The sequence below is a fragment of the Paenibacillus sp. FSL H7-0357 genome, from assembly GCF_000758525.1.
In the GTDB taxonomy this organism is placed as follows: domain Bacteria; phylum Bacillota; class Bacilli; order Paenibacillales; family Paenibacillaceae; genus Paenibacillus_AQ.
The window spans coordinates 3637674-3659243 of sequence record NZ_CP009241.1 but is presented as its reverse complement, the minus strand read 5'-3'; the positions used below and the strand labels follow the sequence as shown (position 1 = coordinate 3659243).

Below are 21570 nucleotides of genomic sequence, written 5' to 3'. Positions count from 1 at the left end.
TTTGAGATTAAATAAGTCTTTTCTGATTGCTAGTGGCAGAGGGATCCGCTATAATTTAATTAATTCCAATGCGAAAGGTGTGAATTAGATGGGTAAAGATATCAAATCCAAAGGAATCCCCAGACCATTGGTCAAAACCAACCAGGCAGTTATCGTGATCTCCGTATTATTAACCTGGCTTACAGGACAACATTGGATACTTGCGATTCCCCTAGCCGCCGGCTTGTCCGGTCTACTGTTCGGATACAATCCCGTGATGAAGGTTGGGGTAAATTTCCTCAAGAAAGAACACTCTGCTTATGTGCACGAAGATTGGGAGCAGCAGCAATTTAACCAAAGCATAGCCGTCTTCTGTCTTGCCGCTGGTCTGATCAGCTTTCTGGCAGGCTGGAATATTGCCGCATATATCTTCACCGCATTGGTAGCGGTCGCAGCAACTGTCGCTATTCTCGGATTCTGCGTTGGCTGCTTTATCCATTACCAGTGGAGAATGTACAACTACAAACGCAAACAGGGAAGCACTCAATAACGCTGTATAGCGTGTAATGACAGCAGCCGCAGCGGCGGACATTGTTACCGGCAACAACAAAACAAGCAGCAATGAGACCTGGGTCTTCACTGCTGCTTGAGACTGGCATTGAATGTGCTGGCCAACTCCTGCCACAGGTTATTTCCTCTCTTCGTCGCCCGCAACATCCCAGCGATGGCGAAATTTCTCAAGCCTTGGATGAATAGTAGATGGAGTTTCGCTCAGAATAAGCCGAAGCTTCACGATCCACTCCTCAAAGGAGGAATAAGAAGCAAACAAATTAGCCATCTCTGGTGTAAGATACAGGAAATACGGCGAAGGATACACCTCACTAATATGACGGAGTGCAGAATCGAGCGGCGTATATTTCTTCCGCTTTCCCTCCAGAGTTTCCACAGTGATAAATGAAAGTCCCTGTTCTCTTCTCCACTCATGTAAACGGTCTTCCCGCTTATAATACGCCTGTACAGGCTCCTTCGTCATCCGCCTTACCGTTTCTTCATGCAACGGATACAGCACCAGCTTGGTGAATTTGCGTTCTGTAGCCGTCCGGGCTGCCTCAGCCAGCTCCTGATCACTTATATGCTCAAAGGAATCATAGAAAACTAGCGTTCCTTTGCGTTCGCTGGCTGGTGGTTCATAGCCATAGGGTACATGCTGGATCTCTCGTTTCATTTTCGCCCTCCTGCTTGTTCTGTCCGCTCTATATAGCATAGCATGCGCTATTTTTATCGGAATTAAATGTTTTATGCTTTGGTTTTGATTAAAAATAGCGTCAGATCATCATCTACACAAATTTGGCTTCCTGGAACTACGGGCATATCGTTATACATTATCCCTCTGCCATCGGGGACAAAGCCGCGCTTGATGTACATTCTTTGTGCAGTACCATAGTCAGCATACAACCCGAAGCCTATACCTATCGTATCCGACTGCACAAATGCCTCTTTTTCCAGCGCCTCGATAAGCAGGCTCCCTATGCCCAGCTTGCGGAGCGGGGGGATAATGTCAAAGTTCTGGATTTCAGGGATTCCGTGCTCTTTAAAGTAGGGGTACTGCGGGTGAAGCACCACATGGCCCCAGCCTGCAAGCTTACTCTCAAGGGACACCAGGAGCGTCACTCTTTCTTTACTACGGTTTTCTTCCCAGCAGCTTTTGATATACTCTAGTGGTTTACTGATATCGTGACCGGATAAGCCTTCATAGATCATCTCTATGTCTTCTTGGGTCATAGGACGGATCTGTACAGGTAAACTCATGGTATGTCTTCCTCCATTCAAGCAGAATGCTGCTTTTTTTTCAGTGTTTGCTATTCACTCAGCACTTTAATTTCCATCGCCAAAAAAACAGGGGTCAGCGGATAAAAATAAGTGAGTTCAATTTCATCTCCTGCTTTTAACGACTCAGGACCGATCCATTCACTCTGCTGTCCATTAATCTGTTTATAGATATGAGTATCGGGAACAGACGTATAGACAGACGAGATAGGCTGTTCCGTTGGATCTTCACTTTCCGGCAGTGCTTGGGCAAACTTAACAGGCTCCTCAAACCGGATTACATAGTCCATTTCTGGAGCGGCAAGCGGCTGTTCGATATCATTTTCGATTTTATCAATACTCTTGATTGCCTGATGTCTACGGTAATCACTAGATTACACTTTTTTTCCTTCATCTCCCAGCTTAACACAATCCTTCTTATACGCGTAGTATGCAGCCCCCAGCGTTCCGGCCCTGCTGCCAAGCTGAGCCTGAACAATCCTGCATTTGCCGCCCGCCAGTTTCAGTGCATGTGCATTTACCGTTTCCCGGGCACTGCGCAGCAGCCTGTCCCCTGCCGCCGCCATTCCCCCGCCGATAATGACCACATCCGGGTTCAGCAGATTAATGACATTGGCCAGTCCAAACCCAAGCAAAACCCCTGTCTCATGCATCACCTCGACAGCCAGGCTGTCCTCTAGATCATACGCCTCAGAGATCATCAAAGCGGTTATGGCATCATTATTACCGGTTGTCCAAGTCTGAATGATACTGGTTCTGCCTTCACCCAGCTTTTCCTTAAAAGTGTTGACCATGCCTACAGCGGACACGTACCTCCCAAGACAGCCGGAGCTTCCGCAGCGGCAAGGGCGGCCGTTCCTGTACATGTTCATATGCCCGATTTCCCCGGCACTGAAAGTAGTACCGTAAAGCACCCTGTCCTGAGTGATGATTCCTGAACCTAGTCCCGTTCCTAGCGTAAGCAGCACCTGATTTCTATACCCTCTGCCTGCGCCAAACTGCCATTCACCGTACATATTGACTCGCACATCGTTATCAATAAATACAGGAAAGCAGTAGAACTTTTTCATTTCATTTACAATATGTATGTTTTCCCAATCCGGAAAATTAGGAGAGAAGATGGACAGTCCCTCTTCCGGATCAAGCAAACCGGGGATGCCCAGTCCCATGCATTGGATCTGCTCCAAAGCAACTCCATGCTCCTCCGTTAGCAGCTGAACCGCATTTCGAATCCGTTCGAGCACAAATGCCGGTCCTTTCGCGGCTTCAGTAGCCGTTGACAATTCCCCGATTGCTGTAAAACCGGTATCAAACAGCCCTGCTTTGATATTCGTTCCACCCAAATCTACCCCAAGGATATATGATTTCATCCAGTACCTCCTCAATTCCGCCAATTTCATTTTTATAGTGATGATCTTTCAACTTTTTCAAAACCCTATTCGTGCCATATTAATGCAAGCTCATTGTCTTCGCATCGTCTTCCGCCCTGCGGATCGCCTGCACCCCGCTCTTCAGCTGGCTTTCCGTAAGATTGGAGTAACCCAGCAGAAATACAGGCTTCTGCGGCTTGGAACCCACGAAGTAAGAAGAGGCTGGATAGATACGTACGCCATACCGAAGCGCAGCTGCCGCTATATCATTTTCATTTGCCGGTGAATCCAGCTCAACCAGCACATGCAGGCCTGCCTCTTCACCAAACGTACGCACCCGAGGGCCAAACTCCTTCCGCAGACTGTGAAGCAGACAACTTCTGCGCCCGGCGTAGAGCTTATTCATTCGGGCAACATGAAGGGCATATTGTCCAGACTTCAAAAATTCAGCCAGCGCTTCTTGATCCAGAGCAGGAGACATCCGGTCGGCAAGCCATTTGACCGCCAGAAATCCCGGGATCATGGATGGGGGCAGGATAATATAGCCTATGCGGAGCGCCGGAAACAGGATTTTGCTGAAGCTTCCGATGTAGGCCACCCTGCTGCCGGGATCCAGACCGGCAAGTGCTGACAGCTTAGGACCATCGTATCTGTATTCACTGTCGTAATCATCTTCAATAATTAACGCGTCATGCGCCTTTGCCCATTTCAGAAGCTGAACCCTGCGGCTTAATGACATCGTTGTCCCGAGCGGGAACTGATGGGATGGCGTGACATAAATCAGCTTCGGAATCTTGCTCTGCCCTGTTTCTGCCGCTTGAAGAACACGTTTGTCGAAGTCTTCAACGGTTATGCCTTCCTCATCCACCGTTACCGGTATAATCTCAGCGCCGGAGAACCTGAATATTGCGCGTACCGTATGGTGGGTGGGATCTTCCATAATCAATCCGTCGCCTTTGCTCAAACATAACCTCGCTAAAATATCCAAGGCCTGCGTTGCCCCCGATGTAATCACAATTTGCTCGGCAGTCACGGGAATGGAACGTGTTGAACGCAGCAGCCGGGCAATTTCCTGGCGCAAGGAATATGAGCCCTCCGCAGCTCCATATCCCAGTGTCTGCGGCGTGGCGCTGCGGCAGGCATTCATGAGCGCTTTCTGCCAGCTATCCATGGGAAAGGCATCCCAGGCAGGCACACCATGGCGGAAATCACAAAACACGGCACCAGGTCCGACATTATCCATGATAGCATCAGGTGTAAGCAAAGAGAGGGCCAGTTCATTCTTCAAGTGAAGTTGCCGGTCCTCCTGTGCAATCTTTTCCATGTCAGGGTCATCGCCTGATAGCCCGTACTCTGGCCGCAGACCCGTAACGAAAGTTCCCGCACCTTTGCGCATTTCCAGATATCCTTCTGCTTGAAGCAGCTCATATGCCTGCAGAACCACGCTTCGCGAGAGGGATAACTGCTTGGCCAGCATTCTCGTTGGCGGCAACGGATCGCCTCCACTTAAAGCTCCGGAATGGATAGCTGTCCGAATCTGCTCATAGATCTGCCGGTTTAAAGGCACTGCCCTATCTCTGTCAAGCGTGATTAGCAGTTCATGATTCATCGGGCACCTCTCCACATTTCATCATATATCAGAAATTTAATGATATCACCTTTACTATAACTGCCGCTGTTACCGCACCCAGAACAACAAGCAGCAGCGGTATTTTACGGCCTAAGACCAGTATAACAGCAGCAGCGCCGGAAGCGATACCGATCAGCGGAGCTTTGGGATCTACCTGAAAGATCCCCGGTACCGTTAAGGCACTCAGTACAGCCAGCGGCAAATGATCCAGCATCATCTTGATTTTACCGGTTTTCGGAAGGAAATCACGGGTAAGCAGCAGCGGCGCGAATCGCAGCAAAAAGGTGATCAGCGCCATGCCAACGATCACTGCAATGTTCATGCGGTCTCCTCCACAGCCCTGTTAACCCGAACTGGAACGAGAAGGCCGGCAGTCATTCCTGCCAGCATGGCGGCAAGCACAGCAGAACTCCCGAGGTAAGGTTGCAGAACCCAGGAGAACAACGCCGAGCACAGGCAAATCACCAGATTGCGCCTGCTGCCCCGCAGCTGAGGAACAATTAATGCAATCAATAAAGCATATAGCGAGGTGTTCAGCGCGGGTAAAAAAGCGGCCGGAATATAGGCTGCAAGGGATATACCAGCAGCTGTGGACACAAGATTCGCAGTATAAGGAGGAATTTGCAGGCCAAGAAGATAATGCAGCGGCAACTCCGGTGATTGCCCGTCCGCTGCTTCCTGCCCTAAAATCTGCTTATGGCTTAGCATACTTACAGCATAGACCTCTTCTGTTAAACTGAAGCCGATCCACGCCTTCACCGCAGTACTGAGGTTTCGTCTGACCAACCCTGAAAAGGACAAACTGATCATCAGGTATCTTAAATTAATAACCAAGGTCAGCAGCAATATAAGAGGCGCCGCCGTCCCTGCCGCAAGCAGCTTGACGCCAGCGAATTGGCTTGTGCCCGCATACATCAATGCTGACATCAGAAAAACCTCCAGACTTCCAAGTCCAAGTCCCTTGCCAACCAGCCCAAAAGTAAAACAGGCAGGAATAAAACCGGCGACAATCGGCAAAGAATCCAAACACCCTTTTTTAAACTCGGCTCCAAAGACCCCCATGTTCGATCACTCCCTTAGCACATTTAAACCATACAGCCAGCTTACCTGTTCGGTCTGTGCCGGGAAATAACCACTTTGCACTCTATCCGCCATACCAATTCTACAGAGACAGAAAAAAGGCAGACAGGGTGTCTTTCTCCTGTCTGCCTTGCTGATACTATTTTATGGCTGAAAAGCTGCTTTAGGAGCCTGCTCCCTTATACCGTTTAACCCCGTAGTTCCAAGAAACAAGACCAAGGCAAAGGAATACCGCACCGACTACAGGAGTCAGCAGCGCCATTCCTCGCATCTCATCCCGTTCCAGAAAGAGTGCTGCCGGGTAAATACCGACGAAGGCGAACGGAATAACCCAGGTGAGCAATACCTGAATAGCCCGGTTGTAGATCGTGACCGGATAACGGCCATAGCTCTGAATATTGTACATCAGCGGCAAAATGCCGGTCGGGGCATCGGAGTAGAATGACAATGAAGTCAGCGTGGTGTAAATCCCCGTATAGATGGCTACCGCACTAAGCGTAAGGAGGATCAGTGCCGGTATCGTCCACCACTCGAACGGCAGTCCGAGGTTAGCGCCGCTGATTGCCATAATAATCAATCCAATGATCGAACCAAACAGGGCTGGCGGGTCTACATTCTCCAGAAAGATCTGAAAGAGGTTATGCGCAGGCCGGGTCAGAATCCGGTCCATTTCGCCTTTGACGATATAACGCTCACTGAAGCCCCACATGTTCACAAAGCAGCTGAAGACGCCGTACGGGACCATAAAGAAGCCGTATACGAACACCACTTCATTTTGATTCCAGCCGCCCAGGCTGTCGGTATGCATAAAGATCACAAGGATAAAAATAAAATTAGTCGCTTGAAACAGCAGATCCGAAATGACCTCCACCCAGAAATCGGCGCGGTAGGTCAGCCGGGTCTTCATATAATTTTTCAAATATTCGATTAACAATCCCAGATAATACAAACCTTCCTCACCCTCCCTGCACGAACAGCCGCTGACGCGCCGCGTGGTATAGCCAGACAATTGGAATCAGCAGCACCAGGAACCAGAACACCTGGACACCGAGCACATTCCATATGCCCACACCCTGTACCCGGCCCGTAAACACGGAGCCCGGAAGGTAGGTGATGGCTTGAAAGGGCAAAACCTTCAGCACACCGGACAGCCAGTCCGGGAACAAGCTAATCGGGATAATCAAGCCGGAGAACAGGTCTACAATGACCCGCTTCATGCGCATCATGCCTTCATTGTTCTCCACGAAGAAGGCGGACAGCCCTGTGATAACGTTAATCTGTGAACTGATCAGGAAGCTGAAGAAGAGCATGACCAGAAATCCGGCCCAGGCCGAAAGCTCTGTCGGCAATTGCACCGGAAATAACAGAATGGCGATGACCATCCCCGGAATCATCAGCATCATGAAGCGGAATAACCCTTCGCCGAGTCCCTGCATCATTTTGACCAATACGTAGTTATAAGGACGAATGAACTGAATGGCGATGCTGCCGTCCCGGATATCCGTGGAGATCTCCCGGTCCAGGTTGTTGAAATAAAAGGCGCGCGCCATCCATGAGACGGCCACATAGGTGGTCATCTGCGCTCCAGTAAACCCGCCAAGCGACTCCCCGTTCCCATAAATGGCCTTCCAGGTGAAATAGTTCACCCCGATATTAAGCGTATAGATTAGAATCCCTGAATAATAGTTCACACGGTAAGCGAGCATGGTCAGAAAGCGGATGCGGATAAAATCAAAATAAGCGCCCAGCAAAAGTCTGTGTCCATTTTCCGGCTGTCCTCCAGAGGAAGAGGAGCCACCCGCGGAGCTGGAAACAGCGGCGTTAAGCTTGTCCGACATGTATGACCTCTTTCTCTTCCTGCAAAGCCGCGATCATCTCTTCCGGTTTCTCCGCCGATCCGGATTGATAAATACTGCGGACAATATCGTCTGTGTTGGTTTCGATAATCTTGATGTCTGTTATATCTGCCAGGCCTACCACGCGTCCCAGCACATCCGATACATTCAGCTCCAGCGGAATCCAGACTTTGGCGGCGAGGTCGTTCTCGGCCGTCCAGGTCACCGGCATACCTTCCGTCCATTGCATTATCTGGCTGAGCTTCGTAGCTGTGCCGAATTGGAATACCACCTCACGCCCGGTTCCCCAGCGCTGTTTCAAGTCCTCCAGACCGCCGTCATAAATAATCCGCCCATCATCGAGCATAATGACCCGTGAACAGAGCGCTTCAATATCCTGCAGATCATGGGTAGTCAGCAGAATGGTTGTGCCATGCTCCCGGTTCATGTCCTTCAGAAACTCGCGGATCTCCGATTTCACGACAATGTCGAGACCAATGGTCGGTTCATCCAGGAACAGGATCGAGGGGTTATGGAGCAGTGCGGCCACAAGCTCGCAGCGCATCCGCTGGCCGAGGCTAAGCTTGCGGACCGGCCGGTTCAGCAGATCCTGCAGCTCCAGACGTAACACTAGCTCATCGAGACGCTTTTTGAAATCTTGTTCGGAGACCCGGTATACCTTGCGCAGCAGCTGAAAAGACTCGATCACGCCGATATCCCACCACAGCTGGCTGCGCTGCCCGAAGACTACGCCGATGTTCTGCACAAATTTCTCACGTTCGGCATACGGAACAAACCCGCCTACAGTCAGGCTGCCAGCAGTTGGAACGAGAATGCCGGTGAGCATTTTAATCGTGGTCGATTTGCCTGCACCGTTCTCACCGATGTATCCGCAAATTTCACCTTGAGGAATCGTGAACGAAATGTCCTTCACTGCCGTCACTTCGGAGTATTCCCTCTTAAACAAATCAGCGAAGGCCCCTTTGAGGCCCTCGCGGTTCTTTTGGACTTTAAACGTTTTGCGTAAGTCCTGCACTTGAATGGCGTTCATATTGTACCTCGCTAAGCTAAAGATTGGGTTCAGTACCCCATTATAATGCACGGATTACAAAAGCACTACCCGTTTATCGTAAAATAAGCAGAAACGGTTATACCGTCCATTTACAAACGGCATCCGTTTCTGCGGGGGAAATCAGGAATGTAGCTGGATGACAGCATTATTTGGCGACTCTGCCTTCAAAGAAATCGTTACTTTTCACAGCTTCCAAGTGGCCGGACCGCGTTACCTTTGTGCGCAGGTACTTCTCATTGAATACGGAAACGTCACCCCATAGCGGAATTCTTTTCACTGTGTTCATTCCGGCAGCCTTCAAGGCGTCCATCTTCTTAGGGTTGTTCGTAATCAGTGTCACCGGTTTGCTGCGCAGATGCTGCAGTACGCTGATGGCATCCTTATAGTCTCTGGAATCATCGGCAAAGCCAAGCTCCAGATTGGCTTCCACAGTATCATAACCCTCTTCCTGCAGAATATAAGCCATTGCCTTGCTGAACAGGCCAATGCCTCTTCCCTCGTGGTTAGCCAGGTAGAACAACGCACCGGAGCCGTGCTGGGCAATCATCTTCATCGACTGGTGCAGCTGGAAGCCGCAATCACAGCGTTTGCTGCCGAAAATATCGCCGGTATGGCAGATGCTGTGCATCCGGATCAAAGCTTCGTCCGAGTCTTCGAAATCACCGTAAACGAGTACACTGGACTGCTGACTGTCAGCGAGATTCATGGAAGACAGACGGGAGATCAATAATTCAGTTGCTTCTATAGAATCCCCGCCCTGCAGTTCAACGTCATCCGATTTCAACCAGCTGTACCATTTAAAAGTGACTGTTTCTCCATCGAGATTCACCGGCAGCGTAATCGGTCCGACCAGTATATTAGTGGAATCATCCATCGTTATCCGTTTGATCTTATTCTGCAATATAGAAAGGATATCAGGTTTAATCATAAGTGCACCGTCCTAAAGTTTTAAATATTTTTAATTTTAACTTCAAGTAACTATTTGTAAGTTAGTTTATCATTGTAATATAACTTCGTCAAGTTATAATATATATTTAAATAATTATAATTACTTATTGTAAGTTTATGATATAATGAATGCAGAGGTGATCTTAATGAATGACTTCGAGATGTGTCCACGCTTTGAAAAAGCAGTAGATGTGCTTAGCAAACGTTGGGTTGCACTGATCGTATTTGTATTAATGAATGGCCCTCGCCGGTTTGGTGAAATCGAGAGTTGCTTGTCCAATCTCAGCGGAAAGGTTTTGTCTGACCGCTTGAAGGAAATGGAAAATGAGGGCATTATCACGCGTACAGTTTATCCTGAAATGCCTGTACGCATTGAATATTCGCTGACGGACAAAGGCACTGCCCTGGCTCCTATTCTTGGAGAAATCAGCAACTGGTCTACAGAGTGGATCGAGATCGGCGCAACCAAATGATATGGGGTCCGCAGCATCAATAGCGCCCTTTTTTGTTCCGCCAGCCGGAATAAAAAGGGCGCTTATTGTTGTTCATATTTTCTGGAACTCCGTATTTATAAATCTTTCCGCTGAAACCGCAGCAAGCCGATTATGAAAAGAGCAGCAGTATAAACCGCAGCGTAGACCACAAATGAATTCGAGGGAACTGAGTTCAAATTAAGAAGTGAAAATGCCCCGCCACTGAACGAGACCATACCGCCAAGATCGTCCAGACTGAACAGCACAGCTGTCATTTTGCGCTGCAAACCATCAACCGGCATGAGCATTGACATGAAGCCTGTCATATTGTTTAGCATATGAAGTGCATTGCCTTCCAGGCTCAGCGCTGAGCTCACCTTATCAATCATGCCTCCCAGCCAGCCCGCTCCGTAAAGCATCGTCATAAATACCCCGTTCCCGAGCGCCGAGAAAAATCCGGAGCCCAGCATCGACAATGTGATCAACAGCGGAACACTTGAAGCAAAAATCAGGAAAGCTTTAACCAATGCTGCCATATCTCTAGGTATTGCGGCATGGGCATTCGTAATGAATAGAATAGCCGCGAAAAGTATCAGTGCGTAGAGTAACCCCAGCGTGACATAGCCAAGCCAGCGGCCGAGATACCATTTCCAGCGTGGAATCGGTCTGGGCAGCATCGCCTGCATCACTCCCTGCTCCGCTTCCCCGGCAATGGCCGAGAAGGAGCTGAAGATCGCCAGAAAAGCGATAACAAACGATCCGAAGAAAAACCCTAACGTCAGTATAAATGCCCCATTCGTAAACCGCTCAATAAGAATACTGCCATTCACGATTCCGGACCCGCCGCCAAAACGTCGATCTCCGCCGATAGTGCCGGCCACAAACCAGAAAGCAAGCAGGAAGATCACTGTCATCACCAGGGTCAGCATCATCACCCTTTTGCGGAGCATTTCCTTCCAGGTCATCCCGAGTATAATTCTCATTCCCGCTCCCCCCTGTGGCTCAGTCCGGATACCGCATCCATAAACCATTCCTCCAGACGCTCTTTTTTACGCTTCACTTCATATAAAGTCAAACCCTGTTCTATAAAAACCGCATTCAGCCAGCCCACCTGCTCTTCACTTTCCAGCTCTGCTTCCAGCCATACAATTCCGCTGTCAGGATCCGTTCCCTGCAAGGAGTCCCGTTCCTGCTTATCTTCACCAGAAGAGATGTTGATTGACAGTCCGGTAAAATCATTCAGCCAGGACAGCAAAAAAGGCGAAAAGCCGCCCACTTTAAAATGCCAGCTCGTTCGCTTATTTAATATTTCTGATACTGTGCCGTGCCGCAGGATAAGACCGTTATTCAGCAGTGCCATCCGGTCGCACAGCACCTCAACATCCTCAAGCAGATGAGAGTTGAGAAAAATAGTGATTCCGCGCTCCTTCAAGCGCTGCAGAATACCCCTGACTTCCATGCGTCCAATCGGGTCGAGCGCAGATGAAGGTTCATCCAGGAAAACGATCTCCGGCTCGTTCACCAGCGCGCAAGCCAGTCCCAGCCGCTGCTGCATGCCCTTGGAGTAATGCTTGACCCTGTCCCGTCCGCGTTGTCCAATACCCACCTCATTAAGCAGCTGAGGAATTCTTTGACCCGCCACGGTTTTATCGATCCGGCATAATCTGGCATGCAGCCGCACAACCTCTTCCCCGGTCAGCCATTCCTGATAGCGGTACAGCTCCGGCAGATAACCGATCTTCATCTTGGCTTCCATCGTACCAATTTTATGTCCTAACAAAGAGGCGCTTCCGCCTGTAGGATGGATAAGTCCAACCAGCATCTTCACAAAGGTGCTTTTCCCGGCACCGTTGGGGCCGAGGAAGCCAAAGGCTTCCCCTTTCCCCACAGTAATCGTTACATCCCGGCAACCGCGCCCGTTGCTGTATTCTTTGGTCAACGAGTTGGCTTCTATTGCGGGAATGCTCATGATGTGATCAGCTCCTGCAGTTTCGTCATAAACTTAGCTTTGTCCGAATACACTTCTCCTCCGGAGAAATCGAACAACTGGCCGTTCTTCACCCAAGTCGCACTATATTGCGTTCCTCTGCCATATTCGTTTTTATTAAAAATAACCGGTGTCCCGTCAATAGTGATTTCTTCTGAGAACTGACCCTTAATCAGCGGCAATGGAATGTCGCCGGATAGAATCCGGCTTTGCTGCAAACTGGATTTCAGATGATCCGGGAGAAGCGGAAAGTTAAGGACAGCCTTAACGGCTTCTTCTACGTCTATAGACGGATCTACCGTCACTATTGGCGTATTCATCTGAGTAAAGCTCGCCCAATGCTGATTGTCCGTGGATAAGTCGTAGCGGACGATCTCAGGAATAGCCAGAGTTATCGGCTTGCCATCTATTGATTCCGGTAGCAGCTGATCTGATCCCAGGCGCAGCAACGCTTCGTTGACTGCGTCAACGTTCAGCATAAGGGTCATCTCCTGGGAAGGACTAATCCAAGCAGACTTGACTTGGTCAAATCCTTCCCCGCTGACTGCGCTGTACCCCAGCGTTTTCTGCAAATCATTTATAGGTACCGCTCCATCGATGGTTCCGGACGAACTCGAGACCGCTCCGAATTTACTGGCAGCTTCACCGACAGTTCCCCCCTCGGTAATCTGATTGAAGATATTCCGCAGATCGCTTTCATTCACAACTGTTGGTTCCTGCATCCGGAATTGGTTCAGGATTGCTGCCATAGCCGTGCTTCCTACCGGAGTGGCGAGAATAGCAGCGAAGATAGCTACACTGGCTGCTGTTGCCGCCCACTTCCGCCGGCGGTTCATCTGAGGCCGCCGAGGCCGTTTTCCCGTTTTCTTGCCTTCCGTAGCAGAATCAGCCTGCCCTGTTATCTGCGTCATTGCAGTCCTACCGCCGGGTGTACCAGCTGTAGAAGCAGCATTTATTAAGGGATCATTGTTTGTCGTTGATTGCTGGCCCCAAGCTGCCCATACCGGATTTACCGGTTCCTGCGCAATGCTGTCTTGCAGCCTGGCCCAAGCTTCATCCATATTCAGCTGATCTGATTCATGTTTTATAGGATTGGTCATTGATCGTTCCTCCTAAGTAATATATAGAAGCAAAATTTCCAAACGCCGCTGTCCTCACGGTCTAGTCGTGTGCGGGAGCGCCTCTACTGCATGCTGCCTTAGCTTCGTTGTGGCCCTGCTTAGCAGTGTCCCGACAACCGGCGGCTTTACACCGAGCTCTCCGGCGATCTCTGCGTAGCTGTAACCCGAATATCTCAGCAACAGCGCCTGTCTGTCTCTGTCCGGCAGGCTGTCCAGCCAGGTCCTGACATCCTCCTGGTCCAGCTTGGCGAGCACCACCTCTTCACCTGTAGGCGGAGAGGCCCCAATATCGAAGAGGAGCTCCTGCTTATTTTGCAGCCGCCGTTCTCTGGCTACTTTATTCAAATAATCATATCCGACCCGGGTAAGCACTCTATGCAGCCAGGCACCGAGCGCTCCGGGGTCATCCGGCGGATTGCGGTAAAGTCTTAAAAATACATCCTGGGCTAAATCATCCGCCGCCGTCTCATCCCGTACCAAAGCAGCAAGTTTACGCCGCACCACAGGATAGTGTTCATAAAATAGAGCTTTGAATATATCAGATTCCGGAATATCCATTGTTTAAATCCTCCTTATCAGCTGCAGCTATAAGTAAGACGAAGCCTGAAGCTTTTTTGTATCAGAAAACGTCAAAAACATCTTACCACAACAAGTGGAAACGGCTTTGTCGTCCTTTTTAAGGACGGTACCGTTTCAGCGAGAAATAGAAGGATAATTTATAGCGTGAAGCATATAAAATCTTATATTTACAAAAAAAAGCAGCCCCTTTTTATGAAAAAAGGAACTGCCGGTATCTTCTAATAACCGTGCACAGTGATGTTTAGTAATCTTATATTTACAATCTGCAAGGTCTGAATATACATAATAGTGACAAATAATAAAATATTTCCAGGCTTAAATATTTAAAAAGTGTTGATTAGACTAGCAAAATATAGTAATTTGAGAAGGTAAACTACTATAAATTGAGAGGTGGCGTTAACAATGGAAAAGATGTGTATGGAAATGATGATGAATATGTGCATGGAAGACATGATGGCCAAGATGAACAGTATGAAGATGTGCATGGAGAAGATGACTGAAATGAACATGATGGACATGGATATGGACATGATGATGAAGAAAATGCAAGACTGCGATGAAATGATGACCATGTGTATGACGATGATGCGTGAAGGAATGCAAATGTCGAAATAATTCATCTTTCAGATTGTTAATGTGAATCCGCAAAATTCACCTTAACGTAAACTTCGCAAGTCTTGGCAGAGCAGACTAACTGCATGCCATTTTTTTATTTTGTATTATCAAGTAAGGATATCAATTCATCTATTATCTGATCTTGATATATCTCTCCTGAATTTGCTTTGCCAGTGTAATCCGCTCCATCTTCAGCTCCCAAATCTTCTCTTTCCACCGGTAACTGTCCTCAGCATCCTCATGTTCCCTCAACTTGTTGAACAATTCCAGCAGCATCAGGTTTATATGATCAAACCGGTTCCAGAGTTCCCGGACATTCTCCACTCTTTCCCGCTCTTCGGAAGCTTCCTTGAAGTTCTTTAAATTCTCAATGATGTCAGCCTGCCACTGTCCATCGTTAATTGCTTTGGCGTAGTTTAAAAGATCCAGATAATCATCGACTGACATGTGTACCGACTCCTTAATTCCGTTATACCAAGTATTATACTCGGTATTGTATATATTGCAAGAGGTGCATCACAAAAAAATGCGGACATCAGAGATGCCCGCACATAATATTTATTACATAAGCTTCTTTATATCATCCTTAATCTGTTCCGATTTTGGACCAAATACGATTTGCACCGCACCTTGACCAAGTCTCATAACCCCGGAAGCGCCCAGTTGTTTAAGCGCAGCATCTTTTACTGCCTTATCGTCGTTTACGATCAACCGCAGCCGTGTAATGCAGGCATCAATATTCCGGATGTTGGACGGTCCGCCGATGTTTTCCAGAATTTTTGCGGCTTGGGAAGAAACACCTGCCGAAGCCCCGCCGATGGACTTTTCTTCGATTTCATCCTCGGTCTCATCTTCCCGCCCAGGCGTCTTCAGCTTAAATTTCACTATAATGAAGCGGAAGAGCACATAATAGAGGACGAAGAACGCAAGTCCTATCGGGATAAGCATCCATGCATTAGTAGTAAGCTTCAGGTACAGCAAGGAATCAATCAAACCTGCGGAGAATCCGAAGCCCATCTTAACATCAAGGACGTACATCAGGGCCAATGATAACCCTGTTAAAATGGCATGCACCAGATATAAGAGCGGAGCAACGAACATAAAGGAAAACTCAAGCGGTTCAGTAATACCTGTTAAAAAGGAAGCAATCGCTGAACCAATAAAGATAGAGGCAACCAGTTTGCGTTTCTCCGGTTTTGCAGTATGGATAAAAGCAAAGGCTGCACCAGGCAGAGCGAACATCATAATCGGGAAGAACCCGGTCATGAACATCCCTGCGGTTTTGTCTCCGGCGAAGAAACGTGTCAAGTCCCCGTGTACCAGTTCACCGGCTGCATTGGTAAAGTCACCAATTTGAAACCAAGCAATGGTGTTGAGTACGTGATGTAATCCGATAGGGATCAGCAAGCGGTTGGCTGTACCGAAGATAAAAGCGCCCACCGCGCCGAGACCCACAACCCAGTTCCCGAAATCACTGATTACATCCTGTATAGGGCTCCAGATCATACCTACGAATATGGCAAGCACCATCATGGAACCGGCAGTCACGATCGGAACAAAACGTTTGCCTGCGAAGAATCCCAGCCAGTCCGGCATCTTGATATTGTGGTATTTTTTATAGAGGAAGGCTGCCCATGCACCTGCAAAGATACCCCCGAGTACCCCCATATTCAGAACAACGTCGTCGTTAATAAATGAGAACTGCAAGGGTACGATAGCCAGAACTTTGGTGAGTACCAGGTATGAAATCAACGCAGACAATGCCGCTACAGCATCTCCGGCGAACCCTATTGCCACACCGATAGCAAATATTAAAGCGAGATTGCCGAATATGGCGCCCGCGCCAGCATTCAGGAATGGAGCAACATATTGATTCAGGAATCCGCCTACATTAGCCCCCAGATGCCAATCTTTTTCGTAATTAATCAAAGCTAACCCTTGCAGAATCCCTGCTGCCGGCAATGTCGCGACCGGAAGCATCAGAGACTTACCTAACTTTTGTAGAAAAGCCAACATAATAATATCATCCCCTTGGTTTCATGATTGGTTCTGCTCAAGTATGCTAGTGCTTTGAAGCCACCCGTAGAACGATATTCGTACCCGCTGTGACTGCACCATAGAGACTCTCTATTTCCGGTAAATGTTCCTCCATACTCGTTACGATTACCGGCGAGATTGTTGCAAGTCCTGCCGCCTGTATAGCCTCAAGATCAAATTCAATCAAGGTCTGCCCTGCCTTTACGCTGTCTCCGGTAGCAACATGGCTGACAAATCCGTTGCCTTTCAGGCTGACCGTATCGATTCCGATATGTAGCAGCAGCTGTAATCCGGACGGATGCTCAAGAATCAATGCGTGATTGGATTTCACGATATGGGCAATCTTGCCGTCAAACGGAGCCTTAAGCCTCCCCTCAGCAGGTTCAATTGCAATTCCGCTGCCCATGTGTCCGCCGGCAAAGGTATCATCAGGTACCTGGTTCAAAGGAACCGCTTGCCCGCTGATAGGAGCTGTAATTTCTATGATCTGTTCAGTATGCTGCTCTTCTTTTTTGGATTTCCATTTGGAAAACATCCGCGCCACTCCTCGCAAGCTGCTATTTGTTCTTCTCTAAAGTTTGGAATAGCCGGTGCAAGTGCATCGCCAGGAAACATAATTCTTCATCAGGAACTTCCACTTCCAGTGAACTTTGCATTACTTTCCCGAGTTTCTGCGCCAGCTTATATTCCGCTTTATACTCCTTCTTAATGTGCTTCACGAAGGGATTATCTATTAAGGATCCCTGCAGTATCCGTTCCAGCGAAAAACGCAGATGAATCATCAACCGGACATGGTTCATACTGCCGTGCTCAAAGGTAATCTTCCGCTCTTCCCGGATCATCTCAATCAATTCATTCACGATATTGGAGGCTTTCACCAGCTGTCCAACCGGAACATTGCTCACAGCGGAGTATACATGATAGGTGAGGAATCCTACTTCGTCCTCAGGAATCTGTATTTTAAACTCGTCACTGATTTTTTCTGCCGCTTTGAAAGCGATCTCAAATTCCTTCGGAAAAGTCATTTTGGTTTCCTGTAAAAAAGGATTAATTATATCCATCCCGCCCCTCAGACGGTAGATGGTAAACTGGATATGACTCGGGAGCGCCAAATAAATCTTGTCGTTTAACTTGCCGGGAAACTGACAGGTGATATCTCCGATAATCTCATCGGTGATTTTCATTATTTTAGGATCAATGTCCTCGAGCAGTATTTGATACTGGCTCCATTCTTCCCGGTCTTCCAGGCGAAACAGCTTTTCGATCCGGTGATCGTTGCTTTCAATCACACCGGCATCTTTCACCGCAAAGCCGATGCCTTTGCCAATAATGACATATTCCTTGCCGTTCTTTTCTCCCTGGACCATTACAACGTTATTCCCAATTACACGCTGAACTTGAAATTGTTCGATTTCCCGTGACAAGTTCTCCCCTCCTTCCCCTAATCTTCAGGCTACAGGCAACAAAAAAAGCCAAGAACTGTCTCAAATGAATGAAGACAATCCTTGGCTCATGCCCTTTACGGTAACACGCCAACTACATATAAATGATCATTTATGAGCCTATCATAATTCATAGTTCATATCGCCGTCAATGGTAATTTTTCAAAAGTCAAGCAAACTCATAAGCCTAAGCTTATTCAACCGTAATCCATCGGCACATTCGGGTAATCACGTCTTTCATAACAACAGGTTTGCTTATGAAATCAGTTGCGCCCGCCGCCAGGCATTTCTCACGGTCCTCTTTCATGGTTTTGGCTGAAATCGCGATAATCGGCAGATCCGGAAGCAGGAGTTCTTCACGAATGATTGACAGAGTATCATAACCATCCAGATTCGGCATCATAATATCTAGCAGCACGATATCCACATTTGCCTGTTCCCTGACAATCTGTAGACACTCAAAGCCTGACTGTGCCGTAAGGATATTCATCTGATAAGGCTCCAGCCCTTGCTTAAGGGCATAAATATTACGAAGATCATCATCAACAATCAGCACAGTCCTGCCTTGGAGCATGTCATATTGTTTCTCAAACAAACTTGTGTCCACAGTTATAGTGGCCTTCTCAGGCTTTTGAGTGACTTCCCGCTCCCGTGCCGCCGCAACGGTTGACCAGGAGCCCGGCGGCTGAAGTCCATCCTCCATGTCAGCTTCAAGGCAACGGCAAGGAAGAAATAGTGTAAAGGTGCTGCCTTGCCCCAGCTCGCTCTGCAGTGAAATATACCCGCCCAGTAATCTGGCCAGCTGCAGGGAGATTGACAGACCCAACCCGGTTCCCCCAAATTTGCGTACAGTTGAACCGTCTGCCTGCATGAAAGCTTCAAAAATCAGCTCACGATGCTCTTCCGAAATCCCGATTCCCGTATCCTTGACGGAGAAAGCCAAAACTGGCTCAGTTGGGTTATACTGCGGGTCAGAATAAGCTTCGATCCGGGTAATGTCAACTTGCACGGAACCTACCTCCGTAAACTTAAAGGCATTGGACAGCAGATTGCGCAGAATTTGATGCAGCCGCATTTCGTCGGTATAAAATAGATCCGGTACTTCTGCACCGATGTTCACAGAAAACTCCAATTTCTGTTGTTCGGCGGTTTTACCAAAATAACCCCTGAGCAATGTAGGGAGCTCCGTAAGATTGACCGCATCCATTTCCACCATCATTTTGCCGGCTTCCACCTTGGACAGATCGAGAATATCGTTGATCATGACCAGCAAATCAGTGCCGGAATTGTGAATGACCGAAGCATAACCTTGTTCTTCCTCGCTTAAGTTGTTATTGCGGTTCTCGGCCAGCAGTTGGGATAGGATAAGCATACTATTCAGCGGAGTACGCAGCTCATGCGACATATTCGCCAGAAATTCCGATTTATAGCGGGAGCTTAACTCAAGCTGCTCATTATATCGTTCCAGTTCCACTGCGGCATTCTCTGCAACGGCCTTCTGATTCTCCAGTTCCCGGTTGACCGTGAGCAATTCATTCGTTTGATTTTGCAATTCTTCGGTCTGCACCTGCAATTCCTCAGATTGCACCTGCAGTTCTTCCGATTGAACTTGCAGCTCTTCATTCATGACCTGGGAATTATGATACAGTTTCTGGATTTCCATACGGGTCATCACTGAATTCACGGAAACCGCCATCATGTCCAAAAGCTTGGATAAAAGCTCATGGTGATACGATGCCCATTGGGTCAATGAAGCTACTTCTAAAACAGCCACAGTTTTATTCTCAAATATAATCGGTGCAATAACTGCGAAGCGGGGAGCCGTTCTGCCCAGTGCAGAATTAATGCTGATATAATTCTCCGGCAAATCTTCAACTATAATTATACGTTTATCTACTGCACATTGTCCCACAAGACCCACACCGGGTAAGATTGAATCTTCTGCAAACGGGAATTCTGTTTTCTCAGCACCGGCATAGGAATACATACATTTATAACGTTCCTTATGATCCATAACATAAATGGCACCGTATTGCATCTCAAGGGTTGTTGCCAGTTTATTCATAAAAGTCCTGCATAACAAATAAATATCTGTAGCTTCCTGCAGAATTACGGACATGGCAGTCTGCTGCTCACTGCTCCACTGTTCCAGCTGCACTTTATCCAGCAGACTATTGGTAGCTTCACCAAGATCATAGATTTCATCCATGGTCTTTACCTTTATCCGCTCAGACATATTGCCGCCTCCAGCGATCCCATTAATTGCCAGAATGACATGCTGCAGCGGATTTACAATACTTGCAGAGATTAAATACGTAATCAAGACCGCGAGCAGCACAACCAGTGTCCATAGAATATACATGGTTATCAGAAGTCTGCTATTGCTTTCCTTCAAATTCGAAATCCGTTCATTGGTTAGCTTCCGCTCGTTATCCCGGAAATAGTCGGACTGCGAGCGGATCGAGTCAATAACCGATTTGCCGGTATCATTACGGAAAAACTTAGCTATGGCTTGATCCTCACCATTCCGCTTTAGATCAACCACTGGCTGTCCGGCCAGATCAATCCATAATTGAATATTTTCTTTAATAACGCCTAGATTCCGCATCTGGTCCGGATTGTCTGCAATCAGACCATTCAGCTTGGCAAGATTGATCTGCCAAGCTGCAAGGCCGCTATTAAATGGAACCAGGTAGGAATTGTCTCCGGTGAGCGCATATCCTCTTTGTCCGGTCTCCATATCCAGGACATTTTTTTCAATTTGATATGTAAGCTCGTGCACTTCTATATCATGGTCACTCAGGAAAACTGTTTCCTTCTCAAGATCGGTAATTCTACTGGATACGATCAGCAGAAAAAGGCCTAACATTAAGAAAATCAAGACATAGCCTACTGCAATTTTGCCACGAATCTTTAAGCTCCAAGTTTGCTTCTTGGGCAAAGGTTTCAACCTCCATCTTGCATCCCGATATATACTCCCATTTTATTGTAAATGTTGGAAATGCAGTAAACAAGTCACCCGATTGCAAAATATAGGAATATATTTCATATTCATCCTTTTATTGTCACAAGTAGCCTTCACTTTGTGGCAGTCTATCTTTTAATTGACGGATATTGTTTTCAAGTTTGATGATAACATCCTCCAACTCTCTCGGATCAATTCCTCTAACGATCGGAGGAGCGACTGGAATTGCCTTGGTCTCAGCTTTCATTTCGCGGAGTTCAATCTGCTGTTCCTGCCACTTATCCATCAAATCGGCAATCGTCGCATAAAATCGTTCGTAATCCTTGATTACGCTGTCCAGAAAAGTATCTACTTCCTCCGCGTCATAACCACGAAGCTTCATACCAAATTCCTTCTCATGAATCGTCAGTGCATCAAGTGTAATGCCGAGCTGGCTGAACAGCTTTCTCTGCTTGTCCAATCGGCGTTTCATATGTTCATCCATTTAAGTGACCTCCAAGTTATCTGTGTTCTCCGGCAGTAACCATTATAACAGGCTGAGTGCAACCTGAAAATATCACTAAAGTTGCAGTTCTGATTTCATAGCTTCACTGATTGCCCTCCTCGCGAA

Annotated in this window: 24 protein-coding genes; 3 read left to right on the top strand and 21 right to left on the bottom strand. The window is 47.8% G+C overall.

Going from position 1 to position 21570, the window contains the following annotated elements:
• Window positions 1–88: 88 nt before the first annotated feature.
• Complete coding sequence (locus H70357_RS35310; RefSeq protein ID WP_081965813.1) at window positions 89–529, top strand: DUF4395 domain-containing protein; 441 nt, start codon at window positions 89–91, stop codon at window positions 527–529.
• A gap of 138 nt (window positions 530–667) precedes the next feature.
• Here the strand turns inward: H70357_RS35310 and H70357_RS15925 are convergent, their stop codons facing one another.
• The 11 genes from H70357_RS15925 to H70357_RS15875 all read right to left on the bottom strand — a co-directional run bounded on the left by H70357_RS15925 (window position 668) and on the right by H70357_RS15875 (window position 9721).
• On the bottom strand, window positions 668–1204 hold the full coding sequence (locus H70357_RS15925; protein ID WP_038591333.1) for a hypothetical protein: 537 nt from the start codon (window positions 1202–1204) through the stop codon (window positions 668–670).
• A gap of 71 nt (window positions 1205–1275) precedes the next feature.
• The gene (locus H70357_RS15920) at window positions 1276–1788 is read right to left on the bottom strand and encodes a GNAT family N-acetyltransferase (protein ID WP_038591330.1); all 513 of its coding nucleotides are present in this window, start codon (window positions 1786–1788) and stop codon (window positions 1276–1278) included.
• 50 nt (window positions 1789–1838) lie between these two features.
• Window positions 1839–2096 carry a hypothetical protein gene (locus tag H70357_RS15915; RefSeq protein WP_052092058.1) on the bottom strand — a complete coding sequence of 86 codons (258 nt, stop codon included), beginning with the start codon at window positions 2094–2096 and terminating at the stop codon, window positions 1839–1841.
• 84 nt (window positions 2097–2180) lie between these two features.
• On the bottom strand, window positions 2181–3176 hold the full coding sequence (locus H70357_RS15910; RefSeq protein WP_038591327.1) for an ROK family protein: 996 nt from the start codon (window positions 3174–3176) through the stop codon (window positions 2181–2183).
• 79 nt (window positions 3177–3255) lie between these two features.
• On the bottom strand, window positions 3256–4785 hold the full coding sequence (gene pdxR / locus H70357_RS15905) for a MocR-like pyridoxine biosynthesis transcription factor PdxR (RefSeq protein WP_038591324.1): 1530 nt from the start codon (window positions 4783–4785) through the stop codon (window positions 3256–3258).
• A gap of 28 nt (window positions 4786–4813) precedes the next feature.
• On the bottom strand, window positions 4814–5128 hold the full coding sequence (locus H70357_RS15900; protein WP_052092057.1) for an AzlD domain-containing protein: 315 nt from the start codon (window positions 5126–5128) through the stop codon (window positions 4814–4816).
• Entirely contained in the window at window positions 5125–5868 is a 744-nt protein-coding gene (locus tag H70357_RS34365; protein ID WP_052092056.1) for an AzlC family ABC transporter permease, read from the bottom strand. The genes H70357_RS15900 and H70357_RS34365 overlap by 4 nt, the downstream gene beginning before the upstream one ends.
• A 181-nt stretch (window positions 5869–6049) precedes the next feature.
• On the bottom strand, window positions 6050–6793 hold the full coding sequence (locus tag H70357_RS15890) for an ABC transporter permease (RefSeq protein ID WP_179091683.1): 744 nt from the start codon (window positions 6791–6793) through the stop codon (window positions 6050–6052).
• Between the two features lie 49 nt (window positions 6794–6842).
• Window positions 6843–7637 (bottom strand): ABC transporter permease, encoded by a 795-nt coding sequence (locus H70357_RS15885; RefSeq protein ID WP_038599651.1) that lies wholly within the window; start codon window positions 7635–7637, stop codon window positions 6843–6845.
• Between the two features lie 70 nt (window positions 7638–7707).
• On the bottom strand, window positions 7708–8772 hold the full coding sequence (locus H70357_RS15880) for an ABC transporter ATP-binding protein (protein WP_038591318.1): 1065 nt from the start codon (window positions 8770–8772) through the stop codon (window positions 7708–7710).
• Window positions 8773–8938: 166 nt separating this feature from the next.
• The gene (locus H70357_RS15875; protein WP_038591315.1) at window positions 8939–9721 is read right to left on the bottom strand and encodes a GTP cyclohydrolase II; all 783 of its coding nucleotides are present in this window, start codon (window positions 9719–9721) and stop codon (window positions 8939–8941) included.
• Window positions 9722–9887: 166 nt separating this feature from the next.
• Between H70357_RS15875 and H70357_RS15870 the strand changes: the two genes are divergently transcribed.
• On the top strand, window positions 9888–10214 hold the full coding sequence (locus tag H70357_RS15870) for a catDE operon transcriptional regulator CatR (RefSeq protein ID WP_038591312.1): 327 nt from the start codon (window positions 9888–9890) through the stop codon (window positions 10212–10214).
• Between the two features lie 95 nt (window positions 10215–10309).
• Here the strand turns inward: H70357_RS15870 and H70357_RS15865 are convergent, their stop codons facing one another.
• Genes H70357_RS15865 through H70357_RS15850 form a run of 4 tightly spaced genes read right to left on the bottom strand, consistent with a single transcriptional unit; the run spans window position 10310 to window position 13880 of the window.
• On the bottom strand, window positions 10310–11197 hold the full coding sequence (locus tag H70357_RS15865; protein ID WP_038591310.1) for an ABC transporter permease: 888 nt from the start codon (window positions 11195–11197) through the stop codon (window positions 10310–10312).
• Complete coding sequence (locus tag H70357_RS15860; protein ID WP_038591307.1) at window positions 11194–12183, bottom strand: ABC transporter ATP-binding protein; 990 nt, start codon at window positions 12181–12183, stop codon at window positions 11194–11196. The genes H70357_RS15865 and H70357_RS15860 overlap by 4 nt, the downstream gene beginning before the upstream one ends.
• Complete coding sequence (locus H70357_RS15855) at window positions 12180–13301, bottom strand: hypothetical protein (RefSeq protein ID WP_038591304.1); 1122 nt, start codon at window positions 13299–13301, stop codon at window positions 12180–12182. Before H70357_RS15855 ends, H70357_RS15860 begins: the two co-directional genes overlap by 4 nt.
• Window positions 13302–13355: 54 nt before the next feature.
• Window positions 13356–13880, bottom strand: coding sequence for a sigma-70 family RNA polymerase sigma factor (locus H70357_RS15850; protein WP_038591301.1), 525 nt, complete (start codon window positions 13878–13880; stop codon window positions 13356–13358).
• A gap of 423 nt (window positions 13881–14303) precedes the next feature.
• Here H70357_RS15850 and H70357_RS15845 point away from each other — a divergent pair, with 423 nt between their 5' ends.
• The gene (locus H70357_RS15845) at window positions 14304–14516 is read left to right on the top strand and encodes a hypothetical protein (protein WP_038591298.1); all 213 of its coding nucleotides are present in this window, start codon (window positions 14304–14306) and stop codon (window positions 14514–14516) included.
• 132 nt (window positions 14517–14648) lie between these two features.
• Here the strand turns inward: H70357_RS15845 and H70357_RS15840 are convergent, their stop codons facing one another.
• The 6 genes from H70357_RS15840 to H70357_RS15815 all read right to left on the bottom strand — a co-directional run bounded on the left by H70357_RS15840 (window position 14649) and on the right by H70357_RS15815 (window position 21444).
• The gene (locus H70357_RS15840) at window positions 14649–14963 is read right to left on the bottom strand and encodes a hypothetical protein (protein ID WP_038591295.1); all 315 of its coding nucleotides are present in this window, start codon (window positions 14961–14963) and stop codon (window positions 14649–14651) included.
• 114 nt (window positions 14964–15077) lie between these two features.
• Window positions 15078–16532 carry an N-acetylglucosamine-specific PTS transporter subunit IIBC gene (gene nagE, locus H70357_RS15835; RefSeq protein ID WP_038591292.1) on the bottom strand — a complete coding sequence of 485 codons (1455 nt, stop codon included), beginning with the start codon at window positions 16530–16532 and terminating at the stop codon, window positions 15078–15080.
• A gap of 46 nt (window positions 16533–16578) precedes the next feature.
• Window positions 16579–17088: a PTS sugar transporter subunit IIA gene (locus H70357_RS15830; protein ID WP_038591289.1), complete on the bottom strand. Its 510-nt coding sequence runs from the start codon at window positions 17086–17088 to the stop codon at window positions 16579–16581.
• Window positions 17089–17110: 22 nt separating this feature from the next.
• Window positions 17111–17977 carry a PRD domain-containing protein gene (locus H70357_RS15825; protein WP_038591286.1) on the bottom strand — a complete coding sequence of 289 codons (867 nt, stop codon included), beginning with the start codon at window positions 17975–17977 and terminating at the stop codon, window positions 17111–17113.
• Between the two features lie 211 nt (window positions 17978–18188).
• Window positions 18189–20936, bottom strand: coding sequence for a CHASE3 domain-containing protein (locus tag H70357_RS15820; protein ID WP_038591283.1), 2748 nt, complete (start codon window positions 20934–20936; stop codon window positions 18189–18191).
• A gap of 124 nt (window positions 20937–21060) precedes the next feature.
• Complete coding sequence (locus tag H70357_RS15815) at window positions 21061–21444, bottom strand: DivIVA domain-containing protein (RefSeq protein WP_038591281.1); 384 nt, start codon at window positions 21442–21444, stop codon at window positions 21061–21063.
• Between the last annotated feature and the right edge of the window lie 126 nt (window positions 21445–21570).

Coding starts and splice junctions, on each gene's coding strand:
- H70357_RS15900 (WP_052092057.1), bottom strand. CDS start 5,128: ATGAACATTGCAGTGATCGTTGGCATGGCGCTGATCACCTTTTTGCTG.
- H70357_RS15920 (WP_038591330.1), bottom strand. CDS start 1,788: ATGAGTTTACCTGTACAGATCCGTCCTATGACCCAAGAAGACATAGAG.
- H70357_RS15860 (WP_038591307.1), bottom strand. CDS start 12,183: ATGAGCATTCCCGCAATAGAAGCCAACTCGTTGACCAAAGAATACAGC.
- H70357_RS15850 (WP_038591301.1), bottom strand. CDS start 13,880: ATGGATATTCCGGAATCTGATATATTCAAAGCTCTATTTTATGAACAC.
- H70357_RS15815 (WP_038591281.1), bottom strand. CDS start 21,444: ATGGATGAACATATGAAACGCCGATTGGACAAGCAGAGAAAGCTGTTC.
- H70357_RS15845 (WP_038591298.1), top strand. CDS start 14,304: ATGGAAAAGATGTGTATGGAAATGATGATGAATATGTGCATGGAAGAC.
- H70357_RS35310 (WP_081965813.1), top strand. CDS start 89: ATGGGTAAAGATATCAAATCCAAAGGAATCCCCAGACCATTGGTCAAA.
- H70357_RS15910 (WP_038591327.1), bottom strand. CDS start 3,176: ATGAAATCATATATCCTTGGGGTAGATTTGGGTGGAACGAATATCAAA.
- pdxR (WP_038591324.1), bottom strand. CDS start 4,785: ATGAATCATGAACTGCTAATCACGCTTGACAGAGATAGGGCAGTGCCT.
- H70357_RS15830 (WP_038591289.1), bottom strand. CDS start 17,088: ATGTTTTCCAAATGGAAATCCAAAAAAGAAGAGCAGCATACTGAACAG.
- H70357_RS15865 (WP_038591310.1), bottom strand. CDS start 11,197: ATGAGAATTATACTCGGGATGACCTGGAAGGAAATGCTCCGCAAAAGG.
- H70357_RS34365 (WP_052092056.1), bottom strand. CDS start 5,868: ATGGGGGTCTTTGGAGCCGAGTTTAAAAAAGGGTGTTTGGATTCTTTG.
- H70357_RS15870 (WP_038591312.1), top strand. CDS start 9,888: ATGAATGACTTCGAGATGTGTCCACGCTTTGAAAAAGCAGTAGATGTG.
- nagE (WP_038591292.1), bottom strand. CDS start 16,532: ATGTTGGCTTTTCTACAAAAGTTAGGTAAGTCTCTGATGCTTCCGGTC.
- H70357_RS15840 (WP_038591295.1), bottom strand. CDS start 14,963: ATGTCAGTCGATGATTATCTGGATCTTTTAAACTACGCCAAAGCAATT.
- H70357_RS15855 (WP_038591304.1), bottom strand. CDS start 13,301: ATGACCAATCCTATAAAACATGAATCAGATCAGCTGAATATGGATGAA.
- H70357_RS15880 (WP_038591318.1), bottom strand. CDS start 8,772: ATGAACGCCATTCAAGTGCAGGACTTACGCAAAACGTTTAAAGTCCAA.
- H70357_RS15925 (WP_038591333.1), bottom strand. CDS start 1,204: ATGAAACGAGAGATCCAGCATGTACCCTATGGCTATGAACCACCAGCC.
- H70357_RS15890 (WP_179091683.1), bottom strand. CDS start 6,793: ATGAAGACCCGGCTGACCTACCGCGCCGATTTCTGGGTGGAGGTCATT.
- H70357_RS15875 (WP_038591315.1), bottom strand. CDS start 9,721: ATGATTAAACCTGATATCCTTTCTATATTGCAGAATAAGATCAAACGG.
- H70357_RS15915 (WP_052092058.1), bottom strand. CDS start 2,096: ATGGACTATGTAATCCGGTTTGAGGAGCCTGTTAAGTTTGCCCAAGCA.